Source organism: Alcanivorax hongdengensis A-11-3 (assembly GCF_000300995.1).
Lineage (GTDB): Bacteria > Pseudomonadota > Gammaproteobacteria > Pseudomonadales > Alcanivoracaceae > Alcanivorax > Alcanivorax hongdengensis.
Genome location: NZ_AMRJ01000047.1, coordinates 1 through 15605, shown reverse-complemented (window position 1 = coordinate 15605; position 15605 = coordinate 1). Strand labels below are relative to the sequence as shown.

11 protein-coding genes and 1 tRNA gene are annotated in these 15605 nt (G+C 58.6%); all 12 read right to left on the bottom strand.

Annotated elements, in window-relative coordinates:
• Positions 1-62: 62 nt before the first annotated feature.
• The gene (gene fusA, locus A11A3_RS16570; protein ID WP_008930489.1) at positions 63-2162 is read right to left on the bottom strand and encodes an elongation factor G; all 2100 of its coding nucleotides are present in this window, start codon (positions 2160-2162) and stop codon (positions 63-65) included.
• A gap of 78 nt (positions 2163-2240) precedes the next feature.
• On the bottom strand, positions 2241-2711 hold the full coding sequence (gene rpsG, locus A11A3_RS16565; RefSeq protein ID WP_008930488.1) for a 30S ribosomal protein S7: 471 nt from the start codon (positions 2709-2711) through the stop codon (positions 2241-2243).
• Between the two features lie 130 nt (positions 2712-2841).
• The gene (gene rpsL / locus A11A3_RS16560) at positions 2842-3216 is read right to left on the bottom strand and encodes a 30S ribosomal protein S12 (protein ID WP_008930487.1); all 375 of its coding nucleotides are present in this window, start codon (positions 3214-3216) and stop codon (positions 2842-2844) included.
• 150 nt (positions 3217-3366) lie between these two features.
• Positions 3367-7569, bottom strand: coding sequence for a DNA-directed RNA polymerase subunit beta' (gene rpoC, locus A11A3_RS16555; protein ID WP_008930486.1), 4203 nt, complete (start codon positions 7567-7569; stop codon positions 3367-3369).
• Positions 7570-7660: 91 nt separating this feature from the next.
• Positions 7661-11803, bottom strand: coding sequence for a DNA-directed RNA polymerase subunit beta (gene rpoB, locus A11A3_RS16550; RefSeq protein ID WP_008930485.1), 4143 nt, complete (start codon positions 11801-11803; stop codon positions 7661-7663).
• 146 nt (positions 11804-11949) lie between these two features.
• Positions 11950-12327: a 50S ribosomal protein L7/L12 gene (rplL, locus tag A11A3_RS16545; RefSeq protein ID WP_008930484.1), complete on the bottom strand. Its 378-nt coding sequence runs from the start codon at positions 12325-12327 to the stop codon at positions 11950-11952.
• Positions 12328-12393: 66 nt separating this feature from the next.
• Positions 12394-12924 (bottom strand): 50S ribosomal protein L10, encoded by a 531-nt coding sequence (gene rplJ, locus A11A3_RS16540; RefSeq protein WP_008930482.1) that lies wholly within the window; start codon positions 12922-12924, stop codon positions 12394-12396.
• A gap of 314 nt (positions 12925-13238) precedes the next feature.
• Entirely contained in the window at positions 13239-13934 is a 696-nt protein-coding gene (gene rplA, locus A11A3_RS16535; RefSeq protein ID WP_008930481.1) for a 50S ribosomal protein L1, read from the bottom strand.
• A 3-nt stretch (positions 13935-13937) separates the two neighbouring features.
• Entirely contained in the window at positions 13938-14366 is a 429-nt protein-coding gene (gene rplK, locus A11A3_RS16530; protein ID WP_008930480.1) for a 50S ribosomal protein L11, read from the bottom strand.
• A 109-nt stretch (positions 14367-14475) separates the two neighbouring features.
• Positions 14476-15018: a transcription termination/antitermination protein NusG gene (nusG, locus tag A11A3_RS16525; RefSeq protein ID WP_008930479.1), complete on the bottom strand. Its 543-nt coding sequence runs from the start codon at positions 15016-15018 to the stop codon at positions 14476-14478.
• Between the two features lie 10 nt (positions 15019-15028).
• Positions 15029-15403: a preprotein translocase subunit SecE gene (gene secE / locus A11A3_RS16520; protein WP_008930478.1), complete on the bottom strand. Its 375-nt coding sequence runs from the start codon at positions 15401-15403 to the stop codon at positions 15029-15031.
• 42 nt (positions 15404-15445) lie between these two features.
• A tRNA-Trp gene (locus A11A3_RS16515) sits at positions 15446-15521 on the bottom strand.
• Between the last annotated feature and the right edge of the window lie 84 nt (positions 15522-15605).

The following is a 15605-nucleotide window of genomic DNA, read 5'->3' as shown; positions in this document are numbered from 1 at the left end:
TTTATTACGTTCAAACTTTTCCTTTGCCACGGCTCTATACCCTTAACAAATTAACCGTAAATTTAAGATTTCTTGCCGCTGATGACTTCATCAGCGATGTTCTTCGGTGCTTCAGCGTACTTCAGGAACTCCATGGAGTAGCTGGCGCGACCCTGAGACATGGAACGCAGGTCAGTAGCGTAACCGAACATCTCGGACAGCGGAACCTCGGCGCGGATTACCTTGCCGGCCATGGTGTCTTCCATGCCCTGTACCACACCACGACGACGGTTCAGGTCACCCATCACGTCACCCATGTAGTCTTCGGGGGTCACTGCTTCCACCTTCATGATCGGCTCGAGCAGCACGGCACCACCGACCTGGGCAGCGTTCTTCACCGCCAGAGCACCGGCCATGCGGAAGGCGTTCTCGTTGGAATCCACCTCGTGGTAGGAACCATCGTACAGCGTCGCCTTCACACCCAGGATCGGGTAACCGGCCAGTACACCGGCCTGCAGCTGCTCGTCGATACCCTTCTGTACGGCACCGAAGTATTCCTTCGGAACGGTACCGCCGTGAATTTCCTCGGCGAACTGGAACTCTTCGTCCCGATCGATGGGCTCGAAGCGAACCTTGACGTGACCGTACTGACCACGACCACCGGACTGCTTCACGAACTTGCCTTCCACATCGGACGGCTTGGTGAAGGTCTCACGGTAGGCTACCTGCGGCGCACCCACGTTACACTCAACCTTGAACTCGCGCTTCATGCGGTCAACGATGATATCCAGGTGCAGCTCGCCCATGCCGGAGATGATGGTCTGGCCGGACTCTTCGTCGGTCTTCACACGGAAGGACGGATCTTCCTGAGCCAGACGGCCCAGTGCCAGACCCATCTTCTCCTGGTCAGCCTTGGACTTCGGTTCAACGGCAACGGAGATTACCGGATCCGGGAATTCCATACGCTCGAGAACGATCACCTTGTTCAGGTCACACAGGGTGTCACCGGTGGTGATGTCTTTCAGACCCACGCAGGCGGCAATGTCACCAGCGCGCACTTCCTTGATCTCCTCACGGGAGTTGGAGTGCATCTGCAGCAGACGGCCAACACGCTCTTTCTTCTGGCGCACGGAGTTCATCACGCTGTCACCGGAGTTCAGCACGCCGGAGTAGACGCGGATGAAGGTCAGAGAGCCCACGAACGGGTCGGTGGCAATCTTGAACGCCAGCGCGGAGAACGGTTCGTCGTCGGAAGACTTGCGGGACTCGACGGTTTCGCCATCTTCCAGCACGCCCTGGATCGCTTTTACTTCGTCCGGCGCCGGCAGGAACTCGACTACCGCATCCAGCAGGGCCTGTACGCCCTTGTTCTTGAACGCGGAGCCACACAGGCCAAGGACGATCTCGTTGGCCAGAACCTGCTGACGCAGACCGGCCTTGATTTCATCGTTGCTCAGCTCGCCGTTTTCCAGGTACTTCTCCATCAGCTCTTCGGAGCCTTCGGCGGCGGCTTCTGCCATTTGCTCGCGCAGCTCTTCACAGCGGTCCTGGATGTCGGCCGGGATGTCCTTCTCTTCGTAGGTCATGCCCATGTCGTCTTCGTTCCAGAAGATAGCCTTCATCCGGATCAGGTCGACAACACCCTTGAACTCGTCTTCCGCACCGATGTTGTACTGAATCGGCACAACCTTGGCGCCCAGACGGTTACGGATCTGGTCGCAGACGCGGTCGAAGTCGGCGCCGGCGCGGTCCATCTTGTTGACGAACACGATGCGCGGAACTTCGTACTTGTTGGCCTGACGCCATACGGTTTCGGACTGGGGCTCCACACCGGAAGAACCACAGAACACCACTACGGCACCATCCAGTACACGCAGGGAACGCTCTACCTCAATGGTAAAGTCCACGTGTCCGGGAGTATCAATGATGTTGATACGGTGCTGGTCGTACTGCTGGTCCATACCCTGCCAGAAGGTGGTGGTCGCAGCGGAGGTAATGGTAATACCACGCTCCTGTTCCTGCTCCATCCAGTCCATGGTGGCGGCACCGTCATGCACCTCACCAATCTTGTGAGACACACCGGTGTAGAAAAGAATACGCTCGGTCGTGGTGGTCTTGCCTGCGTCTACGTGGGCGCAGATACCGATATTGCGATAGCGATTGAGAGGAGTCTTACGTGCCACGCTGCTAACCTCGATTCACTGGTTCAAATACAAAAACCGGCCTGAACGCAGGCCGGTTTAACTCGTTTCCCTTCTGCCTTAGAAGCGGAAGTGGGAGAAGGCCTTGTTGGCCTCGGCCATGCGATGCACGTCTTCACGCTTCTTCATCGCAGCACCTTTGCCTTCGGCGGCATCCATCACTTCGCCGGCCAGACGGGCAGGCATGCTCTTCTCGCCACGCTTACGGGCAGCGTCTACCAACCAGCGCATGGCCAGGGCGGTACGACGGCTGGGGCGAACTTCAACAGGAACCTGGTAGGTAGCACCACCCACACGGCGGCTCTTCACCTCAACGGCCGGACGGATATTGTCCAGCGCCTTCTCGAACATCTCCAGGGAGTCACCACCCTTGCGCTCCTGGATGATGTCCAGCGCACCGTAAACAATACGCTCGGAGACGGATTTCTTACCGCTGACCATTACATGGTTCATGAACTTGGCCAGCAACTGGCTTCCAAACTTCGGATCCGGCAGGATCTCACGCTTGGCAACAACGCGACGTCTTGGCATCGGATGTGTTCCTCTAACATTCCCGCTAAGGGCGGGGAAGGCTTCAGGGTATTCCGGGACGCTTGCGCCCGGTCCTTACTCATCCCTCCGCAGCCGGAAAGCTGCGGCATTCAGAAAAGGTAACGTTTACTTACTTCTTGGGACGCTTGGCGCCGTACTTGGAGCGACGCTGTTTGCGGTCCTGCACACCTGCCGTATCCAGAGTGCCGCGAACGGTGTGGTAACGAACACCGGGAAGGTCTTTTACACGACCGCCACGGATCAGAACCACGGAGTGCTCCTGCAGGTTATGCCCTTCACCACCAATGTAGGAAGACACTTCATAACCGTTGGTCAGACGCACACGACACACTTTACGCAGTGCGGAGTTCGGCTTTTTCGGGGTAGTGGTGTACACCCGGGTGCAAACGCCGCGACGCTGGGGGCAGCCTTGCAGGGCTACGGAGTCGCTCTTTTCTACCTTGCTTTTGCGCGGGTTGCGCACCAGCTGGTTTACAGTTGCCATGAAACTAATGCTCCACGCTTACAGTTCTGTGACAAAGCCGGGCAAAACCGGCCAGTCACCCGTTTTCTGCCCCGACTATCGGGGGCAGCGATTCTAGGGAGCCCCCGGCGTCAAGTCAAGACGCCGGGAAACCCGCTACCCGCGGCAGCCTCAGTCGTCTGAGGAGCTCAGGGCCTCGGACAGGGCGGCTTCCACCTCGTCCATGGTGGGCGCTTCCGGCCCGCGTGCATCAACACGCTGGCGGCGACGCTCCATGTGGTAGGCATAACCGGTACCGGCCGGGATCAGACGACCCACTACCACGTTTTCCTTCAGACCGCGCAGATCGTCTTCCTTGCCGGTTACCGCCGCTTCGGTCAGAACGCGGGTGGTTTCCTGGAAGGAGGCCGCCGAGATAAACGACTCGGTGGCCAGGGAGGCCTTGGTGATACCCAGCAGCTGACGCTCGAACTGGGGCAGCATCTTGTCCTCGCCCTTGAGACGATCCATCTCTTCCATCACACGGGCATATTCCGCCTGCTCGCCCTTGATGAAGGTGGACTCACCCACTTCGGTGATCTCCACCTTGCGCAGCATCTGGCGAATGATGGTTTCGATGTGCTTGTCGTTAATCTTCACACCCTGCAGGCGGTACACTTCCTGCACCTCGTTAACAATGTAACGGGCCAGTTCCGCTTCGCCCTTCAGGCGCAGAATGTCGTGCGGATTGAGCGGACCATCGGATACCACCTCACCCTTCTCGACCTTCTCGCCTTCGAACACGTTGAGCTGGCGCCACTTGGGAATCAGCTCTTCGTAGGTGTCGCCACCATCATCCGGAGTGATCACCAGGCGCACCTTGCCCTTGGTCTCTTTACCGAAGGACACGGTACCGGTCTTCTCGGCCAGGATCGCCGCTTCTTTCGGGTTCCGGGCTTCGAACAGGTCGGCCACGCGGGGCAGACCACCGGTGATGTCACGGGTCTTGGAGGACTCCTGCGGAATCCGCGCAATCACGTCACCAACACCGATGCTGGCACCGTCCTTGAGGCCGGACAGGGCACCACCGGGCAGGAAGTACTGCGCCGGCATCTCGGTATTGGGCATGAACACCGGCTTGCCCTTGGCATCCACTACGCGAACCACCGGACGCAGATCCTTGCCCGCGGACGGACGGTCCTGGGAGCCCAGCACTTCGATGTTGGTCAGGCCGGTCAGTTCGTCGGTCTGGTAGTTTACCGAGATACCTTCTTCCATATCCCCGAACTGGATCTTGCCTTCCACCTCGGCAATGATCGGGTGGGTGTGCGGATCCCAGGTGGCAACCACCTGACCACCATCCACGCTGTCGCCCTCATTGACGGTAACCATGGCACCGTAGGGCAGCTTGTAGCGCTCGCGCTCACGACCCAGATCATCCGCCACCGCCAGGTCGGCAGAACGGGAAACGATCACCAGACCGTCCTTGTGCTGCACGTGCTTGGCGTTATGGAAACGCACCTTGCCACCGTGCTTGATCTGAATGCTGGACACCGCAGACGCCCGGCTTGCCGCACCCCCGATGTGGAAGGTACGCATGGTCAGCTGGGTACCCGGCTCACCAATGGACTGGGCCGCGATCACACCAACCGCCTCACCCACGTTGACCTGATGGCCACGGGCCAGGTCACGGCCGTAACAGGTGGAGCACACACCCCAACGGGTGGCACAGGTGATCGGCGAGCGCACCAGCACTTCGTCCACACCCATGGATTCCAGCTGCTCAACCCAGACCTCGTCCAGCAGGGTGCCGGCTTCCACCGCCACTTCGTCCTGGTTCAGCGGGTTCATCACGTCACGGGCCACCACACGGCCGAGGACGCGTTCGCGCAGCGGCTCAACCACGTCACCACCTTCGATCAGCGGTGTCATCAGCAGGCCATCTTCGGTACCGCAATCTTCCTCGTTAACCACCAGATCCTGCGCCACGTCCACCAGACGACGGGTCAGGTAACCGGAGTTCGCGGTCTTCAGAGCGGTATCGGCCAGACCCTTACGAGCACCGTGCGTAGAGATGAAGTACTGGAGTACGTTCAGACCTTCACGGAAGTTGCTGGTAATGGGAGTCTCGATGATGGAACCGTCCGGCTTGGCCATCAGACCACGCATACCGGCCAGCTGACGAATCTGGGCGGCGGAACCCCGCGCCCCGGAATCGGCCATCATGAAGATGGAGTTGAAGGAGCCCTGCTCCTCGTCCTTGCCGTCGCGGTTCTTGACCACTTCGACTTTCAGGTTCTCCATCATCGCCTTGGCGATCTGGTCGTTGGTACGCGCCCAGATATCCACCACCTTGTTGTACCGTTCGCCGCGGGTCACCAGACCGGAAGCAAACTGCTCCTCGATCTCGCGTACTTCTTCCTCGGCGGCGGCGATCAGCTTGTACTTGGCATCCGGGATCACCATGTCTTCCACACCGATGGAGGAACCGGACAGGGTGGCTTCGCGGAAACCCAGGTACATCAGCTGGTCAGCAAAGATACAGGTCTCTTTGGTGCCCAGGATGCGGTAGCAGGTGTTGAGCAGCTTGGAGATGGCCTTCTTGGTCATGTTCTGGTTGACCATTTCGAAGGACAGCCCCTTCGGCACGATATCCCACAGCTTGCATCGGCCCGGGGTGGTGTCGGCAATGAAGGTACGCTCTTCCACGTTGCCTTCCTGGTCTTTCACCACTTCGTGCAGACGTACCTTGACCCGCGCGTGGATATCCACTTCGCGGCTGCCCAGGGCGCGCATCACTTCCTTGGTGTCGGCAAAGACACGGCCTTCACCCTTGGCATTCACCTTGTCGCGGCTGATGTAGTACAACCCCAGAACCACGTCCTGGGTCGGGCCGATGATCGGCTCGCCGCTGGCCGGGGACAGGATGTTGTTGGTGGACATCATCAGCGCACGGGCTTCCAGCTGGGCTTCCAGGGTCAGCGGTACGTGCACCGCCATCTGGTCACCGTCGAAGTCCGCGTTAAAGGCCGCACACACCAGCGGGTGCAGCTGGATCGCCTTGCCTTCAATCAGTACCGGTTCGAACGCCTGGATACCCAGACGGTGAAGGGTCGGCGCCCGGTTCAGCATCACCGGGTGTTCGCGAATCACTTCGGCGAGGATATCCCACACCTCGGCGGTTTCGCGCTCGACCATCTTCTTGGCTGCCTTGATGGTGGTCGCCAGACCACGGGCTTCCAGCTTGGCGAAGATGAACGGCTTGAACAGCTCCAGGGCCATTTTCTTGGGCAGACCGCACTCGTGCAGCTTGAGCGTCGGGCCTACCACGATCACGGAACGACCGGAGTAGTCGACCCGCTTGCCCAGCAGGTTCTGACGGAAACGGCCCTGCTTGCCCTTGATCATGTCGGCCAGGGACTTCAGCGGGCGCTTGTTGGAACCGGTGATGGCACGGCCACGACGACCGTTATCCAGCAGCGCATCCACGGACTCCTGCAGCATGCGCTTCTCGTTGCGCACGATGATATCCGGGGCATTCAGGTCCAGCAGACGCTTGAGACGGTTATTCCGGTTGATCACCCGACGATACAGGTCGTTCAGGTCGGAGGTGGCGAAACGGCCACCATCCAGCGGTACCAGCGGACGCAGGTCCGGCGGCAGCACCGGCAATACCGTGAGAATCATCCATTCCGGTGCGTTACCAGAATCGCGGAACGCTTCCATCAGCTTGAGACGCTTGGACAGCTTCTTGAGCTTGGTATCGGAGTTGGTGGATTCCACTTCCTCACGCAACATCTTGATCTCTTCGTCAAGATCCAGCTCCATGAGTAGCTGCTGTACCGCTTCGGCGCCCATCTTGGCTTCGAATTCGTCGCCGAATTCTTCCAGGGCGTCAAAGTATTCCTCGTCGGTGAGCAGCTGACCACGCTCCAGGGTGGTCATGCCCGGCTCGGTCACCACGAACGATTCGAAGTACAGGACCCGCTCGATATCACGCAGGGTCATGTCCAGCATCAGGCCGATACGGGACGGCAGTGACTTCAGGAACCAGATATGCGCGGTGGGGCTGGCCAGCTCGATATGGCCCATGCGCTCACGGCGAACCTTGGACAGGGTGACTTCCACGCCACACTTCTCACAGATCACACCACGATGCTTGAGGCGCTTGTACTTGCCGCACAGACACTCGTAATCCTTGATCGGACCGAAGATGCGCGCGCAGAACAGACCGTCACGCTCCGGCTTGAAGGTGCGGTAATTAATGGTCTCCGGCTTTTTCACTTCGCCAAAAGACCAGGAACGGATCAGATCCGGCGGCGCCAGTGCGATGCGGATCTTGTCGAACTCCGTGACTTGTCCCTGACTTTTGAGCAGATTCAGCAAGTCTTTCAAGGCCAGTCCTCCGTAGTGAGCTTTCGCTCAAGATTCTTTCCTAAACCCGGGTACACAGCGGCCCCGCACTTATCGTGCGGAGCCCACTGCCTTAGTCGTTTTCCAGCTCGATATTGATACCGAGAGAACGGATTTCCTTCAGCAACACGTTGAAGGATTCCGGCATACCCGGATCCATGCGGTGATCACCATCAACGATGTTCTTGTAAACGCGGGTACGGCCGTTTACATCATCGGACTTCACGGTGAGCATTTCCTGCAGGGTATAGGCGGCACCGTATGCCTCCAGGGCCCACACTTCCATCTCACCGAAACGCTGACCACCGAACTGTGCCTTACCACCCAGCGGCTGCTGGGTAACCAGGCTGTAGGAACCGGTGGAGCGGGCGTGCATCTTGTCGTCCACCAGGTGGTTCAGCTTTAGCATGTACATGTAGCCGACGGTCACCTTGCGGTCGAACATCTCACCGGTACGGCCATCCCACAGCTGCACCTGACCGGACTTGTCGTGACCGGCCAGCTCCAGGAGTTCCTTGATCTCGAACTCCTTGGCGCCATCGAATACCGCCGTGGCCATGGGCACACCGCCAACCAGGTTCTGTGCCAGATCGAGGATTTCCTCGTCAGTGAAGCTGTCCAGATCCTCCGGAGAGCCACCGGCACCGGCCTTGTTGTAGATCTTGTCCAGGAAACTACGGATATCGGCAATCCTCTTCTGCTGAGCCAGCATCTCACCGATACGCTCACCCAGGCCTTTAGCTGCCCAGCCCAGGTGGGTTTCCAGAATCTGCCCCACGTTCATACGAGACGGTACACCCAGCGGGTTCAACACCACATCCACCGGCACGCCATTCTCGTCATAGGGCATGTCTTCTTCCGGCATGATCACGGAGATCACACCCTTGTTACCGTGACGGCCGGCCATCTTGTCACCGGGCTGAATGCGACGCTTGATCGCCAGGTAGACTTTCACCACCTTCAGCACGCCGTGGGACAGGTCATCCCCACCGGAGATCTTGGCCTGCTTGTCCTTGTAACGCTCGTCCTGCTCTTTCTTGTGCTGCTCCAGATACTGCTGGGCGCGCTCCAGCTGCTCGGCCACGTCTTCATCGGCCGGGCGCAGCTCGAACCACTTGTCGGCATCCAGCTTGTCCAGGGCCTCGTCGGTCAGCTCGGTGCCACGCTTGAAGCCGGCGCCGCCATTGACCTTCTTGCCCAGCAGCACGCTACGCAGACGATCGAGGATATCCTGTTCGAGGATGCGGTACTCGTCTTTCAGGTCCTTGCGGAACTGTTCCAGAGCACTCTGCTCGATCTGCTTGGCGCGCTCGTCTTTCTCCACGCCATCGCGGGTGAAGACCTGCACGTCAATCACGGTGCCTTTAACACCGGAAGACACACGCAGGGAGGTGTCCTTCACGTCGGACGCCTTCTCACCAAAGATGGCACGCAGCAGCTTCTCTTCCGGGGTCAGCTGGGTTTCGCCCTTCGGCGTCACCTTGCCTACCAGAATGTCACCGGCTTCCACTTCCGCACCGATGTAAACGATGCCGGACTCATCCAGCTTGGACAGCGCCGCCTCGCCCACGTTGGGGATATCGGCGGTGATTTCTTCCGGACCCAGCTTGGTGTCACGGGCAATCGCGGTCAGCTCCTGAATGTGGATGGAGGTGAAGCGATCTTCCTTCACCACCTTCTCGGAAATCAGGATGGAGTCCTCGAAGTTGTAGCCGTTCCAGGGCATGAACGCCACGCGCATGTTCTGGCCCAGGGCCAGTTCGCCCATGTCCACGGACGGGCCGTCGGCCATGATGTCGCGGGCGGCAACCCGGTCACCCACTTTCACCAACGGACGCTGGTTGATGCAGGTGTTCTGGTTGGAACGGGTGTATTTGGTCAGGTTATAGATATCAACACCGGCCTCACCCTCGTTCACTTCATCATCGTTCACTTTCACGATGATCCGCGACGCATCCACCTTGTCGACGATACCGCCACGGGTGGCCACCACACAGACGCCGGAATCGCGCGCCACGTGACGCTCGAAGCCGGTACCTACCAGCGGCTTGTCGGCACGCAGGGTCGGCACCGCCTGGCGCTGCATGTTGGAACCCATCAGAGCACGGTTCGCATCATCGTGCTCCAGGAACGGGATCAGCGACGCCGCCACGGACACCACCTGACGGGGCGACACATCCATATGGGTAATGGTGTCGCGCTCCATCACGGTAAATTCGTAACGGTGACGCACGGTGACGAAGTCTTCCTCGAAGCTGCCGTCATCGTTCATCTTGGCATCCACCTGTGCGATCACGCACTCGGCTTCCTCGATGGCGGACAGGTATTCGATCTCGTCGGTCACCTTGCCGTCGATCACCTTGCGGTACGGGGATTCCAGGAAACCGTACTCGTTGGCGCGGGCATAGGTGGCCAGGGAGTTGATCAGACCGATGTTCGGACCTTCAGGGGTCTCGATCGGACATACACGACCGTAGTGGGTTGGGTGCACGTCACGAACCTCGAAGCCGGCACGCTCACGGGTCAGACCGCCCGGGCCCAACGCCGAAACACGACGCTTGTGGGTAATCTCGGACAGCGGGTTGTTCTGGTCCATGAACTGGGACAGCTGGGAAGAGCCGAAGAACTCTTTCACGGCAGCGGCCACCGGTTTGGCGTTGATCAGATCCTGCGGCATCAGGCCTTCGGATTCGGCCAGGCTCAGACGCTCCTTGACGGCGCGCTCAACACGGACCAGACCCACACGGAACTGGTTCTCGGCCATTTCACCCACGGAACGCACACGACGGTTACCCAGGTGGTCAATGTCATCGACCACGCCATTACCGTTGCGGATATCCACCAGGGTCTTGAGTACCTCGATGATGTCGGAGGTTTCCTCACCCATCTGCTCGAAGTACTGCTTGCCTTCCTCGTCGGTACGGGCGCTGAAGTAGCGGCCGTCATAGAGGATGCCCGGGCCGGTTTCGTCTTCACGACCCAGACGGCGGTTGAACTTCATGCGGCCCACGCCGGACAGGTCGTAGCGCTCGTCGGTGAAGAACAGGTTCTTGAACAGATTTTCCGCCGCTTCCTTGGTGGGCGGCTCGCCCGGACGCATCATGCGGTAGATCTCGACCAGGGCCTCCAGCGGCGTACGGGTCGGGTCAGCACGCAGGGTATCGGCCATGAACGGGCCGTTGTCCAGGTCGTTGGTGTACAGCGTTTCGAAGTCGCTGATACCGGCCTTTTCCAGTTTTTCCAGGGTCTCGGCGGTGAGCTCGGTGTTACATTCCACCAGGATCTCGCCGGTGTCCTGATCAATCACGGACTTGGCCAGGTACTTGCCCTGCAGGTATTCGGCAGGGATTTCCAGGTATTCGATGTTGGCTTTTTCCAACTGGCGGATGTGACGTGCGGTAATACGGCGGCCACGCTCCACCACGACATCACCGTCAGCCAGGATATCGAAGGTCGCGGTTTCACCACGCAGACGCTCCGGCACCAGCTTCATCCGGTAGAGGCCGTCTTCCACTGCAATCTCGTTGGTGTCGAAGAACATCTCCAACACCTCGTCGGAGGTATAACCCAACGCACGCAGCAGGATGGTCGCCGGCAGTTTGCGGCGACGGTCGATCCGCACATAGACCAGGTCTTTGGGATCGAACTCGAAATCGAGCCAGGAACCACGGTAGGGAATCACCCGGGCAGAATAGAGCAGCTTGCCGGAGGAGTGGGTCTTGCCCTTGTCGTGGTCAAAGAAGACACCGGGAGACCGGTGCAGCTGGGACACGATTACACGCTCGGTACCATTGATCACAAAGGTACCGTTTTCGGTCATCAGGGGAATTTCACCCATGTAGACCTGTTGTTCACGAATATCCTTGATGGCACCACTGGACTCCTTGTCGTAGATCACAAGGCGAATGCGCACGCGCAGCGGCGCGGCATAGGTGGTACCACGAATGATGCACTCTTTGACATCAAAAACAGGCTTGCCGAACTCGTAGCCGGCATACTCCAGTGCCGCATTCCCGGAATAACTCGAAATCGGGAATACCGACCGGAAAGCGGCCTCCAGACCGGAGTCCAGACGCTCTTCCGCACTTTTGTCTTGCTGCAGGAATTTGCGGTAAGAATCAAGCTGTATGGCCAGAAGATACGGAACCTCCATGACCTTCGGAAGCTTGCCGAAATCTTTGCGGATCCGCTTTTTCTCAGTGAATGAGTATGCCATCTGCGTTCCTCAGCTGTTGACCTATCACCCTTGGGTGATATTCCTGTATGAAACCCCTCATACAGAAACGACAAAAGGCTGGCAGCCCTCAAGCTGCCAGCCGGCGTCTTTCCGCGTTATCTTGGAAAGACTTTGCGCTAATGCGCTTACTTGAGCTCGACGGTACCGCCAGCCTCTTCGATCTTTTTCTTGATCTCTTCGGCTTCGTCCTTGGAGGCGCCTTCCTTAACAGGAGCAGGTGCACCTTCAACGAGCTCTTTGGCTTCTTTCAGACCCAGGCCGGTTACTTCACGGACAGCCTTGATCACGCCAACTTTCTTGTCGCCGAAACCGGTCAGAACGACATCAAAGTCGGTCTTCTCTTCGGCAGCGGCAGCTTCGCCACCAGCGGCAGCGGGAGCCGCAGCAACGGCGGCAGCGGCGGTTACGCCGAACTTCTCTTCCATGGCCTCGATCAGTTCAACGAGGTCCATAACACTCATATCAGCGATAGCGCTGAGGATATCTTCTTTGGAAACGGCCATTTTCAATCTCCTAAAATCACCGTACGGGCGATCCGATTAGATCGGGTAGTTATGCCAGCCTGACTATCAGGCGGCTTCCTGTTTCTGGTCCTTCACTGCGGCAACGGTGCGAACAAATTTGCCAGGTACCTCGTTGAGAGTACGAACAAACTTGGCCACCGGGGCCTGCATAACGGACATGAGCTGAGAAATCGCTTCGTCGCGAGTCGGCAGCTTGGCCAGGATATCGATATCCTGCGGGCCATAAGCCACACCACCCACAGCCAGAGCCTTCACTTCCAGCGCGTCATGGTCCTTGGCAAAGTCCTTGATGAGACGAGCGGCAGCGCCCGGATCATCCTGGGAAAAAGCCAAAACCGTGGGGCCGACCAGTGCGTCGTTCAGGCACTCGTATTCAGTGTCCTTCACGGCGAACTTCGCCAGCGTGTTCCGTACTACTTTCAGGTACACACCGGTTTCACGGGCCTTACTACGCAACTCAGTCATCTGAGAAACAGTGAGACCACGATAGTCAGCAACCACAGCAGACAGCGCTTCAGTAGCAACAGCATTGACCGAAGCAACAATCGCCCGTTTGTCCTCCAGATTTAAAGGCATGATGTACCTCCTGGATTCACAAACATTAACCGTCGAAATCGACTGCATTCTGATTTCGAGGCGGTCGCCTATGGCCGGTTTCCCGGCCGTATCGCGGAGCCACAACCTGAGCAATTCAGGAAACAACTACCGCGCCTGCGCAGGCGGTTACCCCTTAATTCCGGCGGCTTACTTGCCTCATGAAGGCAGACTCCAAAACACACCGAAAACCTGCGGTCTTTGACGCCCCGACGACGCTCACAGCGACATGCGCCATTGAGAAACGCCGGGATCAAAGCCCTTTTGGCCCCGCCCGCAAGCGGACGGGAGCCGAATTACATCGCCAGGGATGCCGGATCGATGGACAGACCGGGACCCATGGTGGTGGACAGGGTTACTTTCTTGAAGTAAGTGCCCTTGGCAGAAGACGGCTTGGCTTTCTTCAGGTCAGCCAGCAGCGCTTCCACGTTTTCCTTGATGGCGTTGGTATCGAAACCCACCTGGCCGACGGTGCAGTGGATGATACCGCCCTTGTCGGTGCGGTAACGCACCTGGCCACCCTTGGCATTCTTGACTGCCTGGGCCACGTCCGGGGTCACGGTGCCAACCTTCGGGTTAGGCATCAGACCGCGCGGACCGAGAATGGTGCCCAGCTTGCCGACAACGCGCATGGCGTCCGGAGAGGCGATCACCACGTCGAAGTTGATTTCGCCGCCCTGAACCTGCTCGGCCAGATCGTCAAAACCAACCACGTCAGCACCGGCTTCCTTGGCTTCCTCAGCCTTGGCACCCTGGGCAAACACCGCTACACGAACGGTTTTACCGGTACCGTGCGGCAGCACAGAAGCACCACGAACGTTCTGGTCGGATTTACGCGGGTCAACACCCAGGTTTACCGCCACGTCCACGGACTCTTTGAATTTCACGCCGGACAGTTCATTCAGTAGAGCAACCGCTTCCTCTACCTGATACATCTTGCCAGCTTCGATCTTTTCCCGGATGGCGCGGGTACGCTTGGACAGTTTCGCCATGATTTAACCCTCCACATCCAGGCCCATGGAACGGGCAGAACCCGCGATAGTGCGCACGGCGGCGTCCAGGTCAGCGGCAGTCAGATCCGGCTCCTTGGCCTTGGCGATCTCTTCCAGCTGAGCACGGGTCACCTTGCCCACTTTCTTGGTGTTCGGCTCACCGGAGCCGCTCTTGATACCGGCCGCTTTCTTCAGCAGGTAGGACGCCGGCGGCGTCTTCATGGTGAAGGTAAAGGAGCGGTCGTTGTAAACGGTGATCACTACCGGAACCGGCGCGCCGGCATCCAGCTGCTGGGTCTGGGCGTTGAACGCCTTACAGAACTCCATGATGTTCACACCGTGCTGGCCCAGAGCGGGACCCACCGGCGGGGACGGGTTAGCCTGACCCGCTGCAACCTGCAGCTTGATGTAGGCTTGTACTTTCTTCGCCATTTTAGACTCCTTGGGTGCAAGCGCCTGTTGTCAGGCTCCCCTCAGGTTGTCAGAAAACCCCGGCCACCAAAGGCGACCAGGGCACCGTAATGCAATGTGCTGGAAAGGATCAGGTCTTTTCGACCTGACCGAACTCCAGCTCTACCGGCGTGGACCGGCCAAAGATCATTACTGCCACCTGCAGGCGGCTCTTCTCGTAATTGACTTCTTCGATCACGCCATTGAAGTCGGCAAAAGGCCCGTCGTTAACGCGCACCACTTCACCGGCTTCGAACAGGGTCTTGGGCTTGGGCTTCTCTACTGCATCGTCCATGCGACGCAGGATGGCATCCGCCTCTTTCTGGGTAATCGGAGAAACGCGACCCGGATTCTTCGGATCTTCACCGATAAAGCCCATCACCTTCGGGGTTTCCTTGACCAGGTGCCAGGAGTCATCACACATCTCCATCTGCACCAGCACGTACCCCGGGAAGAATTTGCGCTCGGATTTGCGCTTTTGACCACCCTTGATTTCCACCACTTCTTCGGTGGGCACCAGGATTTCGCCAAAATACTCCTCCATAGAACGCAATTTAACGCGCTCTTCCAGGGCGCGTTTTACGTGCTTCTCGAATCCTGAATAGGCATGTACCACATACCAGCGCTTTGCCATGCTCTACCCCTTAGCCGATAACCCAGGACATCAACCCGCCGAGAATCCAATCCAGCAGGAACAGCAGCAGGGCCACAATGACAACGAACACCAGCACGATCAGCGTGGTCTGCAGCGCCTCCTGACGGCTTGGCCAAACCACCTTGCGCATCTCCACCATGGAGTCCTTGCGCAACTGATTGAATGCCTTGCCCTGCTCGGTCTGCAGAGCCACAAAAATCGCCAGCAGCGCCACGGCCGCAACGCCGATAACCCGATAGAGGGTCGGCTGGTCAGAGAAATAGCTGTTACCGACAACGGCCGCCGCTACCAGTGCGACAACCAGCAGCCATTTAACCGCTTCAAGCGCGGAGGAGCCGGAACGCCCTTCTACTTTCTCACTCATCAGCGATGAACCCCACCACCCTGAGGCAGTCTTGGCAGAAATTGGCAGGCCAGGAGGGACTCGAACCCCCAACAGCCGGTTTTGGAGACCGGTGCTCTACCAATTGAACTACTGGCCTGTAACTCTAAAAAACAAACAGGGTGGCAGGCGAACCTGCCACCCTGGGCACCGATTACTCGGTGATCTTGGCAACCACACCGGC

What these genes read in the sequence shown, in the direction of transcription:
- rpsG (WP_008930488.1), bottom strand. Translation starts at nt 2,711, where the DNA reads ATGCCAAGACGTCGCGTTGTTGCCAAGCGTGAGATCCTGCCGGATCCG.
- rpsL (WP_008930487.1), bottom strand. Translation starts at nt 3,216, where the DNA reads ATGGCAACTGTAAACCAGCTGGTGCGCAACCCGCGCAAAAGCAAGGTA.
- rpoB (WP_008930485.1), bottom strand. Translation starts at nt 11,803, where the DNA reads ATGGCATACTCATTCACTGAGAAAAAGCGGATCCGCAAAGATTTCGGC.
- rplL (WP_008930484.1), bottom strand. Translation starts at nt 12,327, where the DNA reads ATGGCCGTTTCCAAAGAAGATATCCTCAGCGCTATCGCTGATATGAGT.
- rplJ (WP_008930482.1), bottom strand. Translation starts at nt 12,924, where the DNA reads ATGCCTTTAAATCTGGAGGACAAACGGGCGATTGTTGCTTCGGTCAAT.
- rplA (WP_008930481.1), bottom strand. Translation starts at nt 13,934, where the DNA reads ATGGCGAAACTGTCCAAGCGTACCCGCGCCATCCGGGAAAAGATCGAA.
- rplK (WP_008930480.1), bottom strand. Translation starts at nt 14,366, where the DNA reads ATGGCGAAGAAAGTACAAGCCTACATCAAGCTGCAGGTTGCAGCGGGT.
- nusG (WP_008930479.1), bottom strand. Translation starts at nt 15,018, where the DNA reads ATGGCAAAGCGCTGGTATGTGGTACATGCCTATTCAGGATTCGAGAAG.
- secE (WP_008930478.1), bottom strand. Translation starts at nt 15,403, where the DNA reads ATGAGTGAGAAAGTAGAAGGGCGTTCCGGCTCCTCCGCGCTTGAAGCG.